At 71.4% G+C, this 18561-nt stretch carries 12 protein-coding genes and 1 pseudogene; 10 read left to right on the top strand and 3 right to left on the bottom strand.

From position 1 onward, the window contains the following. Positions 1-227: 227 nt before the first annotated feature. The gene (locus AB0J67_RS31450) at positions 228-1751 is read right to left on the bottom strand and encodes a helicase HerA-like domain-containing protein (protein ID WP_363487646.1); all 1524 of its coding nucleotides are present in this window, start codon (positions 1749-1751) and stop codon (positions 228-230) included. 289 nt (positions 1752-2040) lie between these two features. Here AB0J67_RS31450 and AB0J67_RS31445 point away from each other — a divergent pair, with 289 nt between their 5' ends. The 7 genes from AB0J67_RS31445 to AB0J67_RS31415 all read left to right on the top strand — a co-directional run bounded on the left by AB0J67_RS31445 (position 2041) and on the right by AB0J67_RS31415 (position 9237). Further along, positions 2041-3561 carry a protein kinase family protein gene (locus tag AB0J67_RS31445; protein ID WP_363487644.1) on the top strand — a complete coding sequence of 507 codons (1521 nt, stop codon included), beginning with the start codon at positions 2041-2043 and terminating at the stop codon, positions 3559-3561. Further along, the gene (sigM, locus tag AB0J67_RS31440; protein WP_363487642.1) at positions 3558-4196 is read left to right on the top strand and encodes an RNA polymerase sigma factor SigM; all 639 of its coding nucleotides are present in this window, start codon (positions 3558-3560) and stop codon (positions 4194-4196) included. The genes AB0J67_RS31445 and sigM overlap by 4 nt, the downstream gene beginning before the upstream one ends. After that, positions 4196-5077 (top strand): hypothetical protein, encoded by an 882-nt coding sequence (locus tag AB0J67_RS31435; protein WP_363487640.1) that lies wholly within the window; start codon positions 4196-4198, stop codon positions 5075-5077. The genes sigM and AB0J67_RS31435 overlap by 1 nt, the downstream gene beginning before the upstream one ends. Before the next feature lie 118 nt (positions 5078-5195). Beyond that, entirely contained in the window at positions 5196-6119 is a 924-nt protein-coding gene (gene trxB / locus AB0J67_RS31430) for a thioredoxin-disulfide reductase (RefSeq protein ID WP_363487638.1), read from the top strand. Positions 6120-6256: 137 nt separating this feature from the next. Then, entirely contained in the window at positions 6257-6580 is a 324-nt protein-coding gene (gene trxA / locus AB0J67_RS31425; RefSeq protein ID WP_203752969.1) for a thioredoxin, read from the top strand. 207 nt (positions 6581-6787) lie between these two features. Next, positions 6788-7942 carry an N-acetylmuramoyl-L-alanine amidase gene (locus AB0J67_RS31420; protein ID WP_363487635.1) on the top strand — a complete coding sequence of 385 codons (1155 nt, stop codon included), beginning with the start codon at positions 6788-6790 and terminating at the stop codon, positions 7940-7942. Between the two features lie 5 nt (positions 7943-7947). Beyond that, the gene (locus AB0J67_RS31415) at positions 7948-9237 is read left to right on the top strand and encodes a DUF2786 domain-containing protein (protein WP_363487633.1); all 1290 of its coding nucleotides are present in this window, start codon (positions 7948-7950) and stop codon (positions 9235-9237) included. Here the strand turns inward: AB0J67_RS31415 and AB0J67_RS31410 are convergent. Beyond that, positions 9234-9902 (bottom strand): GNAT family N-acetyltransferase, encoded by a 669-nt coding sequence (locus AB0J67_RS31410; protein WP_363487631.1) that lies wholly within the window; start codon positions 9900-9902, stop codon positions 9234-9236. The genes AB0J67_RS31415 and AB0J67_RS31410 overlap by 4 nt on opposite strands. 266 nt (positions 9903-10168) lie before the next feature. Between AB0J67_RS31410 and AB0J67_RS31405 the strand changes: the two genes are divergently transcribed. Then, the gene (locus AB0J67_RS31405) at positions 10169-11431 is read left to right on the top strand and encodes a PLP-dependent aminotransferase family protein (protein WP_363487648.1); all 1263 of its coding nucleotides are present in this window, start codon (positions 10169-10171) and stop codon (positions 11429-11431) included. Between the two features lie 7 nt (positions 11432-11438). Beyond that, on the top strand, positions 11439-12422 hold the full coding sequence (locus tag AB0J67_RS31400) for a D-alanine--D-alanine ligase (protein WP_363487629.1): 984 nt from the start codon (positions 11439-11441) through the stop codon (positions 12420-12422). A gap of 302 nt (positions 12423-12724) precedes the next feature. On the opposite strand, the pseudogene AB0J67_RS31395 reads toward AB0J67_RS31400, so the two are convergent. After that, positions 12725-13318: pseudogene (locus AB0J67_RS31395) on the bottom strand (hypothetical protein); the annotation flags it as partial. Positions 13319-15170: 1852 nt separating this feature from the next. Between AB0J67_RS31395 and AB0J67_RS31390 the strand changes: the two are divergent. Next, positions 15171-15797, top strand: coding sequence for a VOC family protein (locus AB0J67_RS31390; RefSeq protein WP_363487627.1), 627 nt, complete (start codon positions 15171-15173; stop codon positions 15795-15797). Positions 15798-18561: the final 2764 nt, after the last annotated feature.

The following is an 18561-nucleotide window of genomic DNA, read 5'->3' as shown; positions in this document are numbered from 1 at the left end:
GCCGCAGTTTCCCCGAAACTGCGGCCTCGCGGCTCGTCATGCCCACACTTCCCCCGAAACTGCGGCCCCGTCCCGCCGGCCGCCCCTCCTCGACCACGCCCTCCGTCCGCCGGCCGCGCCGGCGCGACCCGCGGCTGCGCTCGCAACTCCGAAGGAGTCGCTGTCTCCGGAGGTCACCGATGCCGCAACTCTTCAAGAGTTGCGGTAGGGGAACGGCAGGCGCCGGGTCAGCGGCGGCGGGTGCCGAAGATGGAGCGGATGATGGCGGTGCCGGCGGCTGCGGCCGCGGTGGTGAGCAGGCGCTTGGTGGTGCGGGAGCCGAGGATCTGCTCGGCGAGGTTCGGCTCCGGCTTGGCCTGCGGCGGGGGAGCGGGCGCCGGGGGCTGAGCGGGAGCCGGGGCGGGCGGCGGGGCGAGCCGGGCCGCCAGCATCTCGTACGCCGACTCGCGGTCCACCGGCTGGCTGTACTTCGCGCCCAGCGGCGACCCCGCCGTGATCGCCGCGAGCACCGCGGGGTCCACGGCGGCCATCAGCGACTGCGGGGCCCGCAGCCGGGTCCAGGCGACGGGGGTGGGCGCGCCCTTCTCGTTGAGCACGGTCACGATCGCCTCGCCGGTGCCGAGCTGCGTCAGCACCTCCTCGAGGTCGTAGTCCGACTTCGGGAACGTGGACGCGGTCGCCCGCAGCGCCTTCGCGTCGTCGGGCGTGTACGCCCGCAGCGCGTGCTGGACCCGGTTGCCGAGCTGGGCGAGCACGTCTGCGTGGACGTCCTTGGGGGTCTGCGTGACGAAGAAGACCCCGACGCCTTTGGACCGGATCAGCCGCACCGTCTGGGTGATCGACTCCAGGAAGGCCTTGGCGGCGTCCCGGAACAGCAGGTGGGCCTCGTCGAAGAAGAAGACCAGCTTCGGCTTGTCCGGGTCGCCGACCTCGGGCAGCTCCTGGTAGAGGTCGGCGAGCAGCCACATCAGGAACGAGGAGAACAGCGCGGGCTGGGCGACGACGCCGGGCAGTTCCAGGATGGTGACCATGCCGCGCCCGTCGGGGGCGGTGCGCAGCAGGTCGGTGGTGGCGAACTCGGGTTCGCCGAAGAACGCGTCCGCCCCGGCGTCGCTGAACGCGATCAGCTCGCGCAGCAGCACCCCGGCGGTCTGCCAGGACAGCCCGCCGAGGCTCTTGAGCTCGGCCGCGCCCTCCTCGGAGACCAGGTACTGGATCACCGAGCGCAGGTCCTTGACGTCGACGAGCGGCAGGCCCTTGGCGTCGGCGAAGTGGAAGACGAGGTTGAGCGAGGAGGTCTGCACCTCGGTGAGGTCCATGACCTTGGCCAGCAGCAGCGGCCCGAAGTCGGTGACGGTGGCCCGGATCGGCACGCCGACCCCCTTGCCGCCCAGGGTGAGGAATTCGCAGGGGTACGCGGTGGGCGTCCACGGCTGCCCGAGCTCGGCCATCCGCTCGGTGATCCGGCCGTCGGGGGCCGCCGGGGCGGCCATGCCGCTGACGTCGCCCTTGATGTCGGCGAGGAACACCGGCACTCCGGCGGCGGACAGCTGCTCGGCGATCACCTGGAGGGTCTTGGTCTTGCCGGTGCCGGTGGCGCCCGCGACCAGGCCGTGCCGGTTGAGCATGGCCAGCGGCACCCGGACCGGGCAGTCGGGCTGGGCCTTGCCGCCGTCGCCGACCAGCGCGCCGAGCTCCAGCGCCGGGCCGTCGAAGGCGTAGCCCGCCCGTACCGTCGCCGCGTCCGCCATCGTGCCGCTCCCTGTCGAATTTGCCCGATATGGAGGAAGCGTAGCTATTTTGTGCCACCCGCACCGAGTATCCGTACCGCCGACTGATACAGGTTCGAGTCCTGGAACGGCCCCTTGCCCCTGCGCCGATTCGTCGGATAGCTGTAAGGTCGCACTCGGCAACCGAGCGGAACGCCTAGGCTCTCTAGATAGCGGACAACAAGCGACGTCCTCGACGTGTGCGCTGAGTCCGATCACTGGCGCCACCGAGCGGGTAGAAATGCGCGACTGCATCACGAGGGAGGACGGGGTGACCCAGGTCGGCGAGGGTCCAACCGCGGCCGGGTCGGCTGCCGAACCCCTGGGCGGGCTGGCGGTCGGCGACGTGCTCGCTGAGCGCTACCGCCTCGAGGAGCACATCAACAACGACAGCGCCGGCCGCCAGGTCTGGCGCGGTGTCGACGTGGTGCTGCGCCGGCCGGTCGCGCTCGTGCTGCGGACGCCCGGCGGCTCCTCGGCCGAGGAGATGCTCTCCGCCGCCGTCACGGCCAGCCGCGTCGTCCACCCCAACCTGATCGGCGTCTACGACGCGATCGACGAGGGCGAGCGGGCGTACGTGATCCGCGAGTGGATCGACGGCACGGCCCTGCGTGACCTGGTCGCCGAGGAGGGCCCGTTCGACGCCGAGCGCACCACGTCGGTGCTGCACGCGGTCGCCGACGCGGTGTCCGCGCTGCACACCAGCGGCATGGCGCACGGCAACGTGCACCCCGGCACGGTCCTGATCGCGGGCGACGGCCGGGTCGTGCTCGCCGACGCCCGGGTCGACGCCAACACCAGCAACGAGGCCGACGTACGCAGCCTCGGCGCGCTGGCCTACTTCCTGCTCACCGGCCACTGGCCGAAGGCCGAGGCGGGTCGGGAGTCCGCGCTGCCGGACGGCCGCCGCGACAGCACCGGCGCCCTGGTCGCGCCGCGCCAGGTCCGCGCCGGCGTCCCGACGTACCTCGACGATCTGGTCATGGACCTGCTCGACGGCAAGCTGGCGCTGCCCTCGGCGCAGGTGCTGACCTCCGAGCTGGCCCGGCTGGACACCGGCGAGCGGCTGCTGCTCGGCGGCAACGGCACGCTGCGGTTCGCCGAGGAGGCCGCCGAGCCCACCCCGCGCGCCGCCACGCCGAAGCTCATGGTGGCCGGCGGTGTCGCGCTGGCACTGGTCGTCTCCGGCCTGGTGCTCGCCGTACGCGCGCTCAACGCCGACGCCACGCAGCCGCCGGCCGCCGCCCCGTCGCCCGTCGTCTCGGTCGAGCCGAGCGCGACGGTTGCGCCCCGGCCGCAAGCCCTCGTGCTGCGTGACGACCAGGTGCGCATCGTGGATCCGTACGGCGACCGCGACAATGCGAGCCAGGCCAAGCGGATGATCGACGGCGACGTGAACTCTCACTGGCGCACCAGCTACTACAACCAGAACTTCGGCACCCCGGCCCAGCCCAAGAAGGGCCTGGGCATCCTCATCAAGCTGGACAAGCCACAGATCGTGTCCAGCGTCAAGCTTCAGCTGACCGACACCGGCACCTCCGCCGAACTGCAGGCCGGCCCGGCCGACGCGCCGCAGACCAAGGCCGGCGACCAGACCATCGTCGACACGTTCAAGCGGGTCGAGGGCGCGACCGTGTTCGGCTCCGACTCCGGCAGCACCATGGTGTTCGCCACCGACGCCACCACGCCGTACCAGTACCTCATGGTCTGGATCTCGCAGCTGCCCAAGGACTCGGAGAATGCCAGCAGGTTCCGCGTCGGCGTGCAGGAGATCGTGGTAGAGGTGCAGTGACCGGGCCGGACCCTCGAACGGACGCCGAGCTGCTGGCGGCCCATGCCGCCGGCGAGCCCGACGCCTTCGGGGTGCTGTTCCGCCGCCACCGCGACCGGCTCTGGGCGGTCGCGCTGCGCACCGCGGGCGACCGCGAGGACGCCGCGGACGCGCTGCAGGAGGCGATGCTGTCCGCGCACCGCGCCGCCGCCCGTTTCCGCGGCGAGGCCGCCGTCACCACCTGGCTGCACCGCATCGTCGTGAACGCCTGCGTGGACCGGCTCCGGCGGCGCCAGGCCCACCCCACCGTGCCGCTGCCCGGCCAGGCCGGCGCGGACGACGACGACCGGCACGGCCCCGCCCGCAACGAGCCCGCCGCGCCCAGCACCGACCACGACACCGCGATGGTGGTCCGCGCGGCGCTGGCCGAGCTGCCGTACGAGCAGCGCGCCGCGCTGGTCCTGGTCGACCTGCAGGGCTACTCGGTGGCCGAGGTCGCGCAGATGATGGGCGTGGCCGAGGGCACGATCAAGAGCCGCTGCTCACGGGGCCGGTCGCGGCTCGCCGTGATATTGGGCCACCTGCGCAACCTGAGCGCCTCACCCGACGTCGGAGGGACACGGACGCAGGACGTCGCACCGAGAGGGGGGCTCTGATGACCACAGTTGATCTCGATCTGCTGGCCGACTACGTCGGCGGCGCGCTGGAGGGCACCCCGGACGAGGCCCGCGTCGCGCGCCTGATCGCCGAGGACCCGGCCTGGCACACCGCCGCCGACGAGTTGCGCGCGGCGCTGTCCCTGGTCTCGGCCGACCTGACCGCCTTCGCGGGCACCCCGGAGCCGATGCCCGCCGACGTCGCGGCCCGCTTCGACGCGCTGCTGGCCTCGCCGGAGTTCGCACCCGTGCCGGCCGCCGCGCCGCGCAGCGGGACGGGAGAGCGGACGCTGGCGCGCACCGAGCCCTCCGGCCGCCCCGCCCGGCGCCGGCGCCGCTGGGCCATGCCCGTGGCCGTGGCGGCGGGCGTGCTGGTCGTGGCGGGTGTCGCGCTGCCCCTGGGCCCGCTCGGCATGACGGCTCAGGACGAGGCGGCGGCGCCCGCGGCCGCGGACGCCCCGTCCGCGGAGGTGTGGTCCGCGGCGGGCTCCATCCCGGCGGTGGCCAGCGGCACCGACTACCGGCGTGAGGACCTGCGGGACGCGGTGCGCACCCAGGCCCAGGCCAGCGAGCCGGCCACGGCCAAGAGCACCGAGGTCGCGCCGCTGTCCACCAGCAGCCGGGCGACGGACAGCGGCGCCCTGCGGGCGCCCAGCGGGCTGGAGCGGCTCGCCGGTTCGTCCGAGGCGCTGAGCCGCTGCCTGGCGGCGGTGCAGTCGACCGTGCCCGGCACCGTCACCTCGGTCGACTTCGCCCGCTTCGAGGGCAGGCCGGCCGTGGTGCTCAGGCTCGACACGGGCCAGGGCGGCTGGTGGTTCGTGGCCGGTGCGCGCTGCGGCGAGAACGGCCCCGACGAGCTGTTCCGGGCACCGCTGAGTTAGACACAGTGAGCTGACCCACCGCTGGGCACGTTACGGAATGCCCGCTCCGTACGATGGCGTTTCAGCCTGCGACAAGCACGGCGCGAAGTGTTCGTGTCGATCCTAGGGAGCGCGTCTCGTGGAGAACGTCCGAAACCTGATCATCGTCGGCTCGGGTCCGGCCGGCTATACCGCGGCCGTGTACGCAGCTCGGGCCAACCTGAAGCCGCTGCTCATCGAGGGCGTGGAGTCGGGCGGCGCGCTCATGACCACCACCGAGGTGGAGAACTTCCCCGGCTTCCCCGACGGTGTCATGGGCCCGGAGCTCATGGACCAGATGCGCAAGCAGGCGGAGCGCTTCGGCACGGAGTTCATCACCGACAACGCGACCCGGGTGGACCTGTCCGGCGAGGTGAAGAAGGTCTGGGTCGGCGACCGGGAGTACCAGTCCCGTGCCGTGATCCTGTCCACCGGCTCGGCGTGGCGCCCGCTGGGCGTGCCGGGCGAGCAGGAGCTGCTCGGCCACGGCGTGTCGTCCTGCGCCACCTGTGACGGCTTCTTCTTCAAGGGCCAGCGCATCGTCGTCGTCGGCGGCGGCGACTCGGCGATGGAGGAGGCGACGTTCCTCACCCGGTTCGCCGAGCACGTCACCATCATCCACCGCCGCGACGAGTTCCGCGCCAGCAAGATCATGGCGGAGCGGGCGCTGTCCAACGAGAAGATCTCGGTCGAGTGGAACACCGTGATCGACGAGATCGTCGGCGCCGACGGCAAGGTCTCCGGCGTACGCGTGAGCAACGTGGTCACCGGTGAGCAGCGCGAGCTGGCCGCCACCGGCGTGTTCGTCGCCATCGGCCACGACCCGCGCAGCGAGCTGTTCCGCGGCCAGATCGAGCTGGACGACGAGGGCTACGTGAAGGTGGACTCCCCGAGCACGCGCACCAACCTGCCCGGCGTCTTCGCCGCGGGCGACCTCGTCGACCACACCTACCGCCAGGCCATCACCGCGGCCGGCACGGGCTGCACCGCGGCGCTGGACGCCGAGCGCTTCCTGGCGCACTGAGCGCCAGGAAGTTGCGGCTCTGCCTGGCGCACTGAGCGCCAGGAAGTTGCGGCTCTGCCTGGCGCACCGAGCGCCGCCGGCCGCCCGGCCGGCACCACGACGTGAACGAAGTTTTTCTGAGGATGGGAGAGACCCGAATGGGATCCGCGAAGGCGGTCACCGACGCGACGTTCGTCAGTGACGTACTGCAGTCCGACAAGCCGGTGCTGGTGGACTTCTGGGCCGAGTGGTGCGGGCCGTGCCGCAAGGTCGCGCCGGTGCTCGAGGAGATCGCGCGCGAGATGGCCGACCAGGTCACGATCGTCAAGCTGGACATCGACGCCAACCCGGAGACCGCACGCGCCTACCGCGTGATGTCGGTGCCGACGCTGACCCTGTTCAAGGGCGGCCAGCCGGTGCAGTCGGTCGCGGGTGCCAAGCCCAAGGGCGACATCGTCCGGCTCATCGAGTCGGCACTCTGACGCTGCCCGTCGCAGCGGTTCGCACGGGGCTCTGAGCTGCGGCTCAGAGCCCCGCGACATGCCGGGGACCGGACAGGCGCACACTGTCGTATCCGGGAAAGCCGGTAACCGGGCGGCGCGCTGATTCGAGCCAGGTGCGAGGTCACTGCCGGCCGGTGCGGCGCGGTAGGCTCCGGTGGCATTTGTGAGGTTTCCAGGAGGTCCGCTGTGCGAGCCATCAAGCGCGGTGAGCGCGGCCCGGCCGTCACCGAGATCAGGTCGATCCTGATCGCGCTCGGCCTGCTCCAGCCTGCCGCCGAGGCGGCCGAGGCGGACCACTTCGACCCGCCCACCGAGCGGGCCGTCCGCGCCTTCCAGCAGGACCGTGGGCTCTCCGTCGACGGCGAGGTGGGCGCGGAGACGTGGCGCGCGCTGGACGCGGCCCGGTGGACGCTGGGCGCCCGCACGCTCTACTACAGCGTCACCAACCCGCTGCGCGGCGACGACGTCCGCCAGCTCCAGGAACGGCTGCTGGAGATGGGGTACGACGTCGGCCGCACCGACGGCACCTACGGGCCCCGTACGGCGCGGGCGCTGTCGGCGTTCCAGCGCGAGATGGGGCTGACCCCGGACGGCTCCTGCGGCCCGCAGACGCTGCACATGCTGCGCCGGCTCGGCCGCAAGGTGGTCGGCGGCTCGCCGCTGAAGCTGCGCGAGGAGGTCACCTTCCGGCACAGCGGTCCCAGCCTGGTCGGCCGGCAGATCATCATCGACCCGGGGCACGGCGGCTCCGATCCCGGCGTGGTGGTGCCCGACGGGCCGCTGCGCTGGACCGAGTCCGACCTGGCGTACGACCTGGCCACCCGGCTGGAGGGCCGCCTGGCCGCGGCGGGCATGCGGGTGCACCTGACCCGGGGTCCGCTGCCCATCGAGGCGCCCAGCGACCTGGACCGGGCGCAGCTCGCCAACGACCTCGGCGCCGACCTGCTGATCTCGCTGCACATCGACGGGCACCACAACCCGCAGGCCGACGGCGTCGCGACGTACCACTACGGCACCGAGAACGGCGTCACCTCGACGATGGGGGAGCGGCTGGCCGGGCTGGTCCAGCGGGAGATCGTGGCCCGCACCGGCCTGCGCAACTGCCACACCCACGCCAAGACCTGGGAGCTGCTGCGCTACACCCGCATGCCCGCGGTGCGCGTCGACGTCGGCTACCTCACCTCGCCGAAGGACCGGGCGCAGCTCATCGACCCGATGTTCCGCGAGCGGGTGGTCGAGGCGATCGTCGCGGCGGTGCAGCGCATGTACTACCCCGTCGAGATCGACGTGAAGACCGGCACCATCGACGTCAGCGCGCTGCGCATGGCGCTGCCCAGCTGAGCGCCGTGCCCGCCACCCCTCCCGCCGACGCGCCCACCGCCGACGCGCACCGCCGGTACGCCGACCGGATGCTCGCCGAGGTCACCGGCGCGCTGGCGTACCGCGACCACCGGCGCTTCCGCAAGGCCTGCGACGACGTGTACGCCAGCACGCTCGACCCCGGCGCGATCGGGGCCGCGGCCCTGCACGCGATCGGACTGTCGGTGCAGCACGCCTGGGACCTCCACTGGCAGCCGGTGGAGCTCGACCACGCCCTGCGCAGGTTCGCCGCGCGCGTCAAGGCGCCGAGCGCCACGACCAGCTGGATGGCACGGCTGCTGAGCGACGCCTCCGCCGCCCGCATGCGGGCGCACGCGCCCGAGACCGTGACCGCCCGCTGGCACCTGCAGCTCGAAGCGCTGGAGGCGACCGTCTGGTGGGCGGCGGACACCGACCACCTGGCCGAGTTCGGGCAGCGGCACGGGCTGGAGCGGCTGAAGGTGCTCGGGGGCGCCTTCGAGCTGATGCGCTGGCTGCACCACGAGCTGCCGCCGATGGAGAAGGCCGGGCACGCACCGGGCACGCCCATCCCGCCCCGGCGCGGCACCAGCCGGGCGACGCGGGAGGCCGACCAGCGCATGCTGGACCGGATCCGGGCGCTGCTGGCCAAGGCCGAGTCGACCGGGTTCCCGGAGGAGGCCGAGGCTTTCAGCGCGAAGGCCCAGCAGCTGATGGCGCGGCACAGCATCGACCACGCGCTGCTGGACGCCACGGCGGGCGGCGGCGACGGCCCGGACACCCGCCGCATCGTCATCGCGAACCCGTACGAGGGCCCGAAGGCGATGCTGCTGCAGGTCGTCGCTAAGGCGAACGGCTGCCGAGCGGTCAACTTCAAGGAGTTCGGCCTGAGCACGATGGTCGGGTTCGAGCCCGACCTGGACGCCGTCGAGCTGCTCTACACCTCCCTGCTGGTGCAGGCGGTGCGCGCGATGACCGCGGCGAACCCGCGGCAGGACCGGTACGGCCGCAACGACGTGCGCTCGTTCCGGCAGGCGTTCCTCAGCGCGTACGCCCAGCGCATCGGCGAGCGGCTGAGCGAGGCCACGCACGAGGCGCAGGCCGCGGCGGCGGCCGGGACGGACCTGGTGCCCGTGCTGGCGGCCCGCACCGAGGCGGTCACCGCGGCCTTCGACGACCTGTTCCCGAACCGGGTGAGCAACACCTCGCGGATCGGGAACATGGCCGGCTGGGCCGCCGGGCAGGCCGCCGCCGACCGCGCCGACCTGGCCGCCCGCGCCCCGCTGCCGCGGACCTAGTTGGTGGTGCTGCGCACGGCCGGCCGCACGCCGGGGCGCAGCAGCTCGGGGCTCATCGAGCCGAGCAGCTTCTCCAGCGCGTACTCGACGTCGGACTTCCAGGACAGCGCGGTGCGCAGCTCCATCCGCAGCCGCGGGAAGCGCGGGTGCGGGCGGACCGTCTTGAAGCCGACGGCGAGGAAGAAGTCGGCCGGGGCCAGGCAGCTGAACTGCCGCGAGTCCTCCTCGGCCTGCTCGCCGAACTGCGCGTCGCCGAACGCCTCGATCGCGCGGATGCCGCGCTTGACGAGGTCGCGGGCCACGGACTGGATCAGCACCCGGCCCAGCCCGCCCCCGGCGAACGCGGCGACCACGTGCGCCGTCATCAGCTGCACCGCGTCGGGGGAGACCGGCGAGGTGGGGAACGCGTTGCCACGCGGGACGTACATCGGCGGGGCGTAGAGCACGAATCCGGCGGGCATGCCGTCGACGTACGCGATCTTGCCGCAGGATCCCCACTCCAGCAGGGTCTGCGAGACCCACGCCTCCTTCTCCAGGCCCGGATCCCCGGCGGCGCAGGCGCGCTCCGCCGAAACCGGATCAAGCTCCCAGAACACGCAGTTGCGACAACCCTTGGGCAGGTCTTCCAGGGTGTCCAGCGTCAGGTTCACCACTCTGCGTGACATGAGCAGCTCCGTGCTCCTACCGCGGCAATGCCGCGCATGCCGAATATCCGACTCGTTGCCGAGCCAACTAACTGACTTTACGCCCGTTTACAGCCTCGCTGCACCTATCCCGGAGGATGGATTCGACCGAATGTCGGTTCAGTGGTCACCTGACCCAGCGTACGATTTGACAGCCAACTGTTTGTCCAGGCCGGGGAGGGACCGTGTCGGAGACGGGCACCACGCTCGACGACTACACCGACCGGTACGCGCAGCGTATCGGTGGGATGACCGCTTCCGAGATCCGAGCTCTCTTCGCCGTGGCGAACCGGCCCGAGGTCGTATCGCTCGCCGGCGGCATGCCCTACATCTCCGCGCTGCCCCTGGACGCCGTCGGCGAGGTCATCGGCGAGCTGGTCGCCAAGCAGGGCGCCAGCGCGCTGCAGTACGGCCTCGGCCAGGGCATGGCCGAGCTGCGCGAGCAGATCTGCGCGCTGATGGCCGACGTCGGCATCGACGGCTCGGTCGGCGCGTCACCCGACGACGTCGTGGTCACCATCGGCGGCCAGCAGGCCCTGGACCTGATCGCCCGGCTCTTCCTCGACCCGGGCGACGTCGTGCTCGCCGAGGGCCCGACCTACGTCGGCGCGCTCGGCGTCTTCCAGGCCGCGCAGGCGCAGGTCGTGCACATGGCCATGGACCACGACGGCCTCATCCCGGCCGCGCTGGAGGCGGCGATCGAGGAGCAGCGGCGGCTCGGCCGCCGGGTCAAGTTCCTCTACACGATCCCGACCTACCAGAACCCGGCCGGCGTCACCCTGTCGGAGGAGCGCCGCGAGCAGGTGCTCGACATCTGCGAGCGGGCCGGGCTGCTCGTGATCGAGGACGACCCGTACGGCCGGCTCGGCTTCGAGGGCGAGGCGCCGCGGCCGCTGCGCGCCCGCCGCCGCGACGGCGTCTTTTACCTGAGCACCTTCTCCAAGACCTTCGCGCCGGGTCTGCGGGTGGGCTGGATCCTGGCCCCCCACGCGGTACGCGACAAGCTGGTGATCGCCACCGAGGCGAACATCCTGTGCCCGAGCAACTTCGCCCAGTCCGTGGTGAGCACCTACCTGTCCACCATGCCCTGGCGCCAGCAGCTCAAGACGTACCAGCAGATCTACGCCGAGCGCCGCGACGCCATGCTGACCGCGCTGTCCGACCTGATGCCCGAGGGCACCACGTGGACCCACCCGGCCGGCGGCCTGTTCGTGTGGGCCACCCTGCCCGCCGGGCTCAACTCCAAGGCCATGGTGCCCCGCGCCATCGCCGCGCGCGTCGCCTACGTGCCCGGCACCGGCTTCTACGCCGACGGCACCGGCCAGCAGCACCTGCGGCTCAACTTCTCGTTCCCGGCGCCCGAGCGCATCCGGGAGGGCGTGCGCCGCCTCGCCGGCGTGGTCGAGCAGGAGCTCGCCGTCCGTGCCGTCTTCGGGGACACCGGGACGCTCGACGCCGTGACCGCCCTGCCGCGGCCCGGTGCGCACACGCCCGGTCCCGACTTGGCATGATTCGAGGGTGACCGCACCGTCCAGCACGCCAGCCGTCCGCCCTGACCTCCGCTGCCTCGTGCTGGCGGGCGGCCTGTCCTACGAGCGTGACGTCTCGCTGCGTTCCGGCCGCCGCGTGCTCGACGCGCTGCGCGCGGCCGGGGTCGAGGCGGACCTGCTCGACGCCGACGTGGCCCTGCTGCCCGCGCTCAAGGCCGACCCGCCGGACGCCGTCTTCATCGCCCTGCACGGCTCCACGGGGGAGGACGGCTCGCTGCGCGGCGTGCTCGACCTGTGCGGCGTGCCCTACGTCGGGCCCGACGCCCGCTCGGCCCGCCTCGCTTGGGACAAGCCCTCCGCCAAGGCGGTGCTGGTCGAGTACGGCATCCCCACCCCGGAATGGGTCGCGCTGCCGCACGACCGGTTCTCCGAACTCGGCGCCGTCGCCGTGCTCGACCGCATCGTCGAGCGACTCGGCCTGCCGCTCATGGTGAAGCCCGCCCAGGGCGGGTCCGGCCTCGGCGCCGCGGTGGTGCGCGACGCCGCCGCACTGCCCGCGGCCATGGTCGGCTGCTTCGCGTACGACCAGACGGCGCTGGTCGAGCGCTATGTCGAGGGAGTCGATGTAGCAGTCTCGATCCTCGACCTGGGCGACGGGCCGTTCGCCCTCCCGCCCGTCGAGATCGTGCCCAGCAACGGCGTGTACGACTATGCCGCCCGGTACACGGCGGGCCTCACCACCTGGCACGCGCCCGCCCGGCTCTCCGCCGAGACCAGCGCCTCGGTCGTCAAGACGGCGCTCGCGGCGCACCAGGCCCTCGGCCTGCGCGACCTGTCCCGGGTCGACCTGATCGTGACCCCGCAGGGGGACTGCACCGTGCTGGAGGTGAACGTCTCACCGGGCATGACCGAGACGTCGCTGCTGCCGATGGCCGTGCAGGCCGGCGGGCTCGACCTGGGCGACGTCATCGCCCGCCTGGTGACGCGCGCCGCCGACCGCCCGCCCGCCTGACCCGACCCGGGATCACGTACCCCACCGGACGAAGCGCGAGGGCCGCAGGTTCACCCGAACCTGCGGCCCTCGCGCTGTTCATGTCGTCTTCGGTATGCCCTTCGGCGACCTCGGCTCGTCTTCCGTATGCCGTCCGAGTCCTTGGCACGTCTTCCGTTCGCCGCTCGAGTCATCGGCTCGCCTTCGGTTCGCCGTCCGCATCCTCGGCTCGCCCTCGGTCTGCAGCGCGCGCCTCGGCCCGTCTTCGGGATGCAGTCCGCGCCCTCGGCGGCGGGGGCTGTCCGGCGGCTTTAGTCGTCGGTCAGCTTCGCCGGCGCCTGCCAGTCGATGCGGGGCGGCTGGGCCAGCGGGGTGCCACCGAACTCGGCGAGCCACGCGGCGACGTGCGCCAGGCTCTCCCGCCACTGGTCCTCCGGGATGGGCGGCAGGATGTCGTCCCACAGCGGGAGGAACGTGCCGCGCAGCTGGAGCTGGCCGTGCGGGCGTGCCATGAACCAGACGTGCAGGTGGGCCGCGCCATCACCCCACCGGTAGACGTGGACCCGCGCGACGCTGTCGAGCGACCTGATGGCCCGCTCAAGCCGCACCGTCATGACACCGAGCTCGGCGGCGAGCAGGTTCGGCAGGTCACCCAGGTCCAGGTGCGAGCGGGGCTCGAGCATGAGCACCATCGGCAGACCGGTCGGGCGGTCCATGGTGCGTACGCGCCAGCGCTCGTTCACCCAGATGTACGCGTCATCGGGAGCCGTGCAGGCGGTGCAGTCGGCGGAGTCTTCGCCCTTGCGGGCAGGCTCTGTCTCCACCGGCGGGTCAAGATGCTTGATCTTGAAGTCACCCTCGAACGGGAACGAGGGCCACGTAGTGAAGCCGGGAAGGGGCATCGGGGTATCGGCCACCTGCAGAATCTAGCCCAGGCAGGCAGTCCTGTCTTCCCCCGCCTGTGGATTTCCGGGCCGGGTTTCACGTGAAACCACAGGCGGTGGTCGGCCTGTGGATAACTTTGTGGATACCGAGCCGAGGGCCTGTGGAATGCGGCATCGTGACGACGGCCACGAACGGGGTGTGCTGACCGCCGCCAGGTGTTTCTACGTGCGCTTCCCGTTGCGAATACGGGGTTTCGGACGGAACGGGGGCTGTGTTTCACGTGAAACAGGACCTGTGGATAACCTGCCCTCGGCTGTGGAAAGAGGACAGTGCAGGCCTGTGGACAGGCGATACGTGACCTTCATCGCACCGCAGGGGCCCTGTGTAGATCGTTGACCTTGGGCATGCGTACCTGTGGATACCCACAAACAGCCTGGTGGGCGATCCACAGGCTGAGTTCGCGCGGCTCGGACTCCCTGGCGCGCTGCCGGCCAAGTGCCGGACAGCCACCCTCGACGGGTGGGGGTCTGCCTCTCGGACACCAGGGAGAGGGCTGGCCCTGGCCCACACGCGGCTTTGGCAGGGGGAGGCATCCCGCACCCTCCCGCTGGTCCGGAGTGAGGGCGCGGGCGAGGCACACCCGGGAACCCGCCCACACCGCCATGGAGCGCCGGTGTTCTCGTCGCTTGCAGGACTGCCGACTCCACGACCGCCCGAGGGGGAGTCGCTCGCCGGTGAATGTCTTTCCGTAATCGTCTCGCTGCACATAGTCATCTGCCGTCACGACGTCTGCCTGTTCCAGCCATCCCGCACCAGTCGCCCCCGATCCGGTGGTGGCAGCGACCCCTCAGTCCCCGCCTTCCGCCGCGACTTGCATTCCCTCTGGTCGACCCGCTGGGCCCTTCTGCCATGCTCTGCCCAGCCCGCCGTCCGGGCTCCTGCCACCAGCAGGACGAGCCCGGCGGGCAGTGCCAGGGCCAGTGCGATGGTCGGCCGCAGCGGAGCGCGCTCGGCCGTCATCCTGTGCCCTGCCCACCGTTTGGTCCCCTGTCATCCCGACCTGCACCTCCTGCCTTTCTTACGCTGCCGTCCGGGTTGGCGGGGTTCCCCGTTTCCGCGCGGTGTCTCGTCCAGACGGCAAGCCGAGGTCCTTGCACCGCGGGCTCGCTTGGGGGAGCCACGCACCTTCTGCCCGGAGGTCGGCCGCCAGCAGACGCGTTGCCTGGGCCCTTCGGTTACCGGGCCGGCCCTTCCTTCTCGTAGACCTCGCTGATCCGGAGCTCGACGGCATGACCGCCGACCCCTCGCGTCAGATCGGACCACTCCTTGTAGGTGCGTGTCTGGCGAGCCAGCGCGGGTCTCGTTCAACGGGCCACCCGGCCGACCGGTTGACCAGGGCTCGGCACCCCGTACTCGGGTCGAGGGACGCCATTTCGCATACGGCATCGGGCCCACCGCTCATCACCGCTGACTGGGCACGGATCCCGTTCAGCCGGGCTCGGCACGACGGGTCGTCTGCGGCGATCGGGGGGCCTGGCTTCGCCCCGGCGGGAGGGGTTGGGCGACGCATCCCGCACCCTCCCGCTGGTCTGGAGTGAGGGTGAAGGCGAGGCACCCGCGCCGGAAGGCAACCGGGGGTTCCGTTGACTCGGAGCCGCCGACGGTGAGAGTCGGCTCCAAGCGCGCTGGGTCACCGACGCCGGCGGCGGAGCCGAGCTCGTCTGGACCTCGACCGAGACGGGGTGTGGGGGCGGTCCGCCTGCCCGGATCAGTCGTTCATCGTGCGCGAGAGCCAGGAGGTGTCGTCGGTGTGGAGCTGCTTGCAGGCGGCAGCGCGATGCACCAGCACCGCCGGCCGGCCCGTCCTGGTGTAGCTTGACCGGCATGGTTGCACGGATCTCGGCCAGGCAGTTCCACGCTGCGGACGGCGTCGACGACTGGCGAGTCCTGTACCACGTCGTCGCCGCGTACTTCAGGACCGGATCACTCGCCGAAGGTGTCGCGTTCGTCGAGGAGATCGGCCGGGTCGCCGGCGCCGACGAGCAACACCTCAAAGTCGACCTGCGGCACACCGGCGTCACGGTGTCACTGCTGAACCGCGACGTCGCACTGGCCCGACGGATTTCCGCTGCGGCGGCGGGGCTGGGCCTGCCAGCCGACCCGTCCGGCGTGCAGCTCATCAACGTCACGATCGACGCACTCGTCGTCGCGGACGTACTGCCGTTCTGGCAGGCGCTGCTGGGGTATCTCCCCATCGGCGACGACTACCTGGCCGATCCGGTGCGCCGCGGCCCGGGCTTCGAGTTTCAGCGGATGGATGCCCCGCGGTTGCAGCGCAACCGTATCCACCTGGACGTCGCCGTCCCGCACGATCAGGCCGAAGCACGGATCGCCGCCGCCCTGGCCGCCGGCGGCCGTCTGGTCACCGACGCGTATGCGCCGAGGTGGTGGGTCCTCGCCGACCCCGAAGGCAACGAGGCATGCGTGGCCACCTGGATGGGGCGCGAGTAGCTGGTCCTGCGGTCCTGCGGTCCTGCGGTCTGCTGCGGCTATGCCGGCGATGTTCGGTGGGACCGACGCGCCCAGCGGCGACCGGCCAAGGGGAAGCGTGGCGGCAGCCCCCTTCCGGCCGAGGCAACACCGAAACGAAACGCCCTGCGAGCTCGTGGCCCGAACCGGTGACGGGGCAAGCGCACCACCCGAGCCGGGGGAGCGGGCCGACCTGTACGCCGGCGTGAACGAGGAGATCGTGCCCAACTGGAGATGCCCGGGCCGACATGCGGCTCCCGATGTCGGCGGTGCCGTTCCTGCCTCCGTGCAGTGGACCAGCGCCACACCACCTTCACCATCTCCGTTGTCTCCACCGTCTCGGCGCTCCCACACCGGTCGCTCCAGGGGACCACGATCTGCGGCGAGCGGCGGGCGCGTTGACGTCGACCGGCGACGGGGCGGATCGACCTCGACGCCCATCTCGACGCCTTCCGAATGGACGCTCCAGTCTCCACGGCTTTCGGATCGGCGTTCCAGTCTCGACGCCTTCCAGCGCGGTGCGCTCGATCTCGAACGCCCTCCCGCTCCGTGCGCTCAGTCTCGACGCCCTCCGGCGCGATGCGCCCGGAGCGGATCTCGAAGCCGGGTCGCGGGGGGTCGTACAACCCACGGAGCCGATGCGGACGAACTTTGGTTTCACGTGAAACCATGCATTCTCGTGCCGATCGAACTCGCCGAGAGTTCGCTGGGTCGACCGAACGTCCCTCGCCTGTGCAGCCAGCCCCGAGCATTGGCGTGAAGGGGCGAGGCGTTACTACTGCCCGCCAGACTTCGCGCGTTCCGAAACCTCGGCCTCGGTTCACCGGGAGTTCGATCGTCCCGCTGCACACCACGGGGATGTCGCGGGTTCCGCCGCGTGCGGTCCAGTGGCTGCACGAGGTTCAACGGTGTGCCGTCCCTGGGCTCCCGTAGCAAACTGTGGGCGAGGTACCGGCTTCGCTGGCAGTGCCGCGCGCGGCCACCTTCGCTTCGACGCCGCGTCAGCGAGGGGTGCGTCTGCCGCACACAGACTGCGCCGCGCGGCTCCGGATACCGCCAAGGCGGCGACTACCCTTGGGCCGCGCGCACGCCGCTCGTTCTCAGAGGGGGTAGCGCCAAGCGTTCGGACCAGCGTTGGTGGCCAGAGATAGGCGTGACGCAGGGAACGATTCGTCCGGCCCATCGTCCCGTTGCCCTGACCCAACCACAGCATGTGCCCCAGCGAAGACGAGAGCGATGCCAGCACTGGACTCAACACCGGACGGTTCGATCGTGCGCTGACAGATGACGCGCGCGCCAATGGGACGTCCAGCAGCGGTCGAGCGCGTCGCCCACGAGTCCCGCACGGCGACGCGGACACGACGCCGAAGCCGACTTTTCGCAAACGAACTACCCGCCGAGGACTGGGGCGCCGACACGGCAGGGCCGGCCGAGGCCTGGAGGTCGGGAAGGCGCGGCCGACCGAAGTCTGGAGGGTCGGGACAGCGCGGTCCGGTCGTACTGAAGCCAGCAGGACTCCTCACTCGAGCGCTCCGCCCCGCAGCTTGCCCCGAGGGCCGCACTGCACACTCTGTTCTCTTCCACTCGGTGCCGGGAGGAAGCGCGTCGTCCGTGAACCTGGCCGCCCCGCCGAACGTTCGCAGCACGGCACAAGGGGATGGCATACGGCTGGACGCACTTTGCCTCGACACGAAGTCGGGCCTCGTTCCGCCATGGCGGTAACGCACCCCACATGTTGTTACCTTCCCCATCCGAACCGCCGAGGGTGAGACCGTGGCCCCGGCGCCGCCCGACGGGTTCTATGCGCACCGCCGCTCGTCATTTTTTAGCTCGGCTCAACTGCTGTGCGGGACCTGCCGAGCTCATCTCGGGACCTGCCGAGCTCATCTCGGCGCCTTCGCGTCCTAGCACTGGACGGGCTGTGCCGCCATGCGTTGGCCGGCTCCACACGGACATGCATTCGGCGAACACTCGTCTCGCGACCCGTCTGGACACGAGGCGACGCCACGATGCGTGCGGTTCGTCAAGTTCGGCGAACTGCCGGAAGTGGGCTGCGAGGGATTGGCCGAGTGCGGCACGGGGCCTCCCCGTCCCAACACTCACCGATCCCTCCCCGAATTGCGATCTCAATGTTTCACGTGAAACAGCGCTACCGAAGTCGGCGGGACGCGCGACCCGCCGTTGGGATCAGGGCCCGGCGTTCTCTACCCCGGAAATTTCCACGGACCGTCGGCCGCGATGCCGCCAGGCACAGCCCTGGCGGCCCCACACCACATGTTTGTGCGTATAGGACGCGGGTATGCGATCCGTGGATGACGCGAGCGGACCTAACCGAACGACTCCTCGCGCAAGGGAGGCGTACCCACCGGAAGAGAACCTCCACGGCTGGCTCGCCAAGCTCACCGGGTGCAGCCAACGCCGCACATGCACGCACTGCGCCATTCATGAGCACTCGTGGCGCCACGAGGGGCCGGCCCGGCTTTGAGGGAGGGCCTGGGGCAGGGAGCCGTGGATGCCATCCTGCGCTCGCGTTGGCGCTCGTGATGACCCGTCCTGCGTCGCACGAGCCGGCTATTGTCCGACGCGAACTGGCTCTCGCCGTCGAACCACGAGAGGGTCGCAGAGGCGCCTGTAGTACCAGAGGCGACTGCCTAGTAGTGCTTTGTTAGGTCGGCGTGTCGTAGGGGTCTCTGCGGGCTGGCGTAGTGTCATGTCGCGGTGACCCCTCACGAGCTTTCGGTTGTGC

Source organism: Catellatospora sp. NPDC049609 (assembly GCF_040675365.1).
Lineage (GTDB): Bacteria > Actinomycetota > Actinomycetes > Mycobacteriales > Micromonosporaceae > Catellatospora.
Note: the sequence above shows the minus strand (reverse complement) of the source record. Positions and strands in the feature narration are given on the sequence as shown.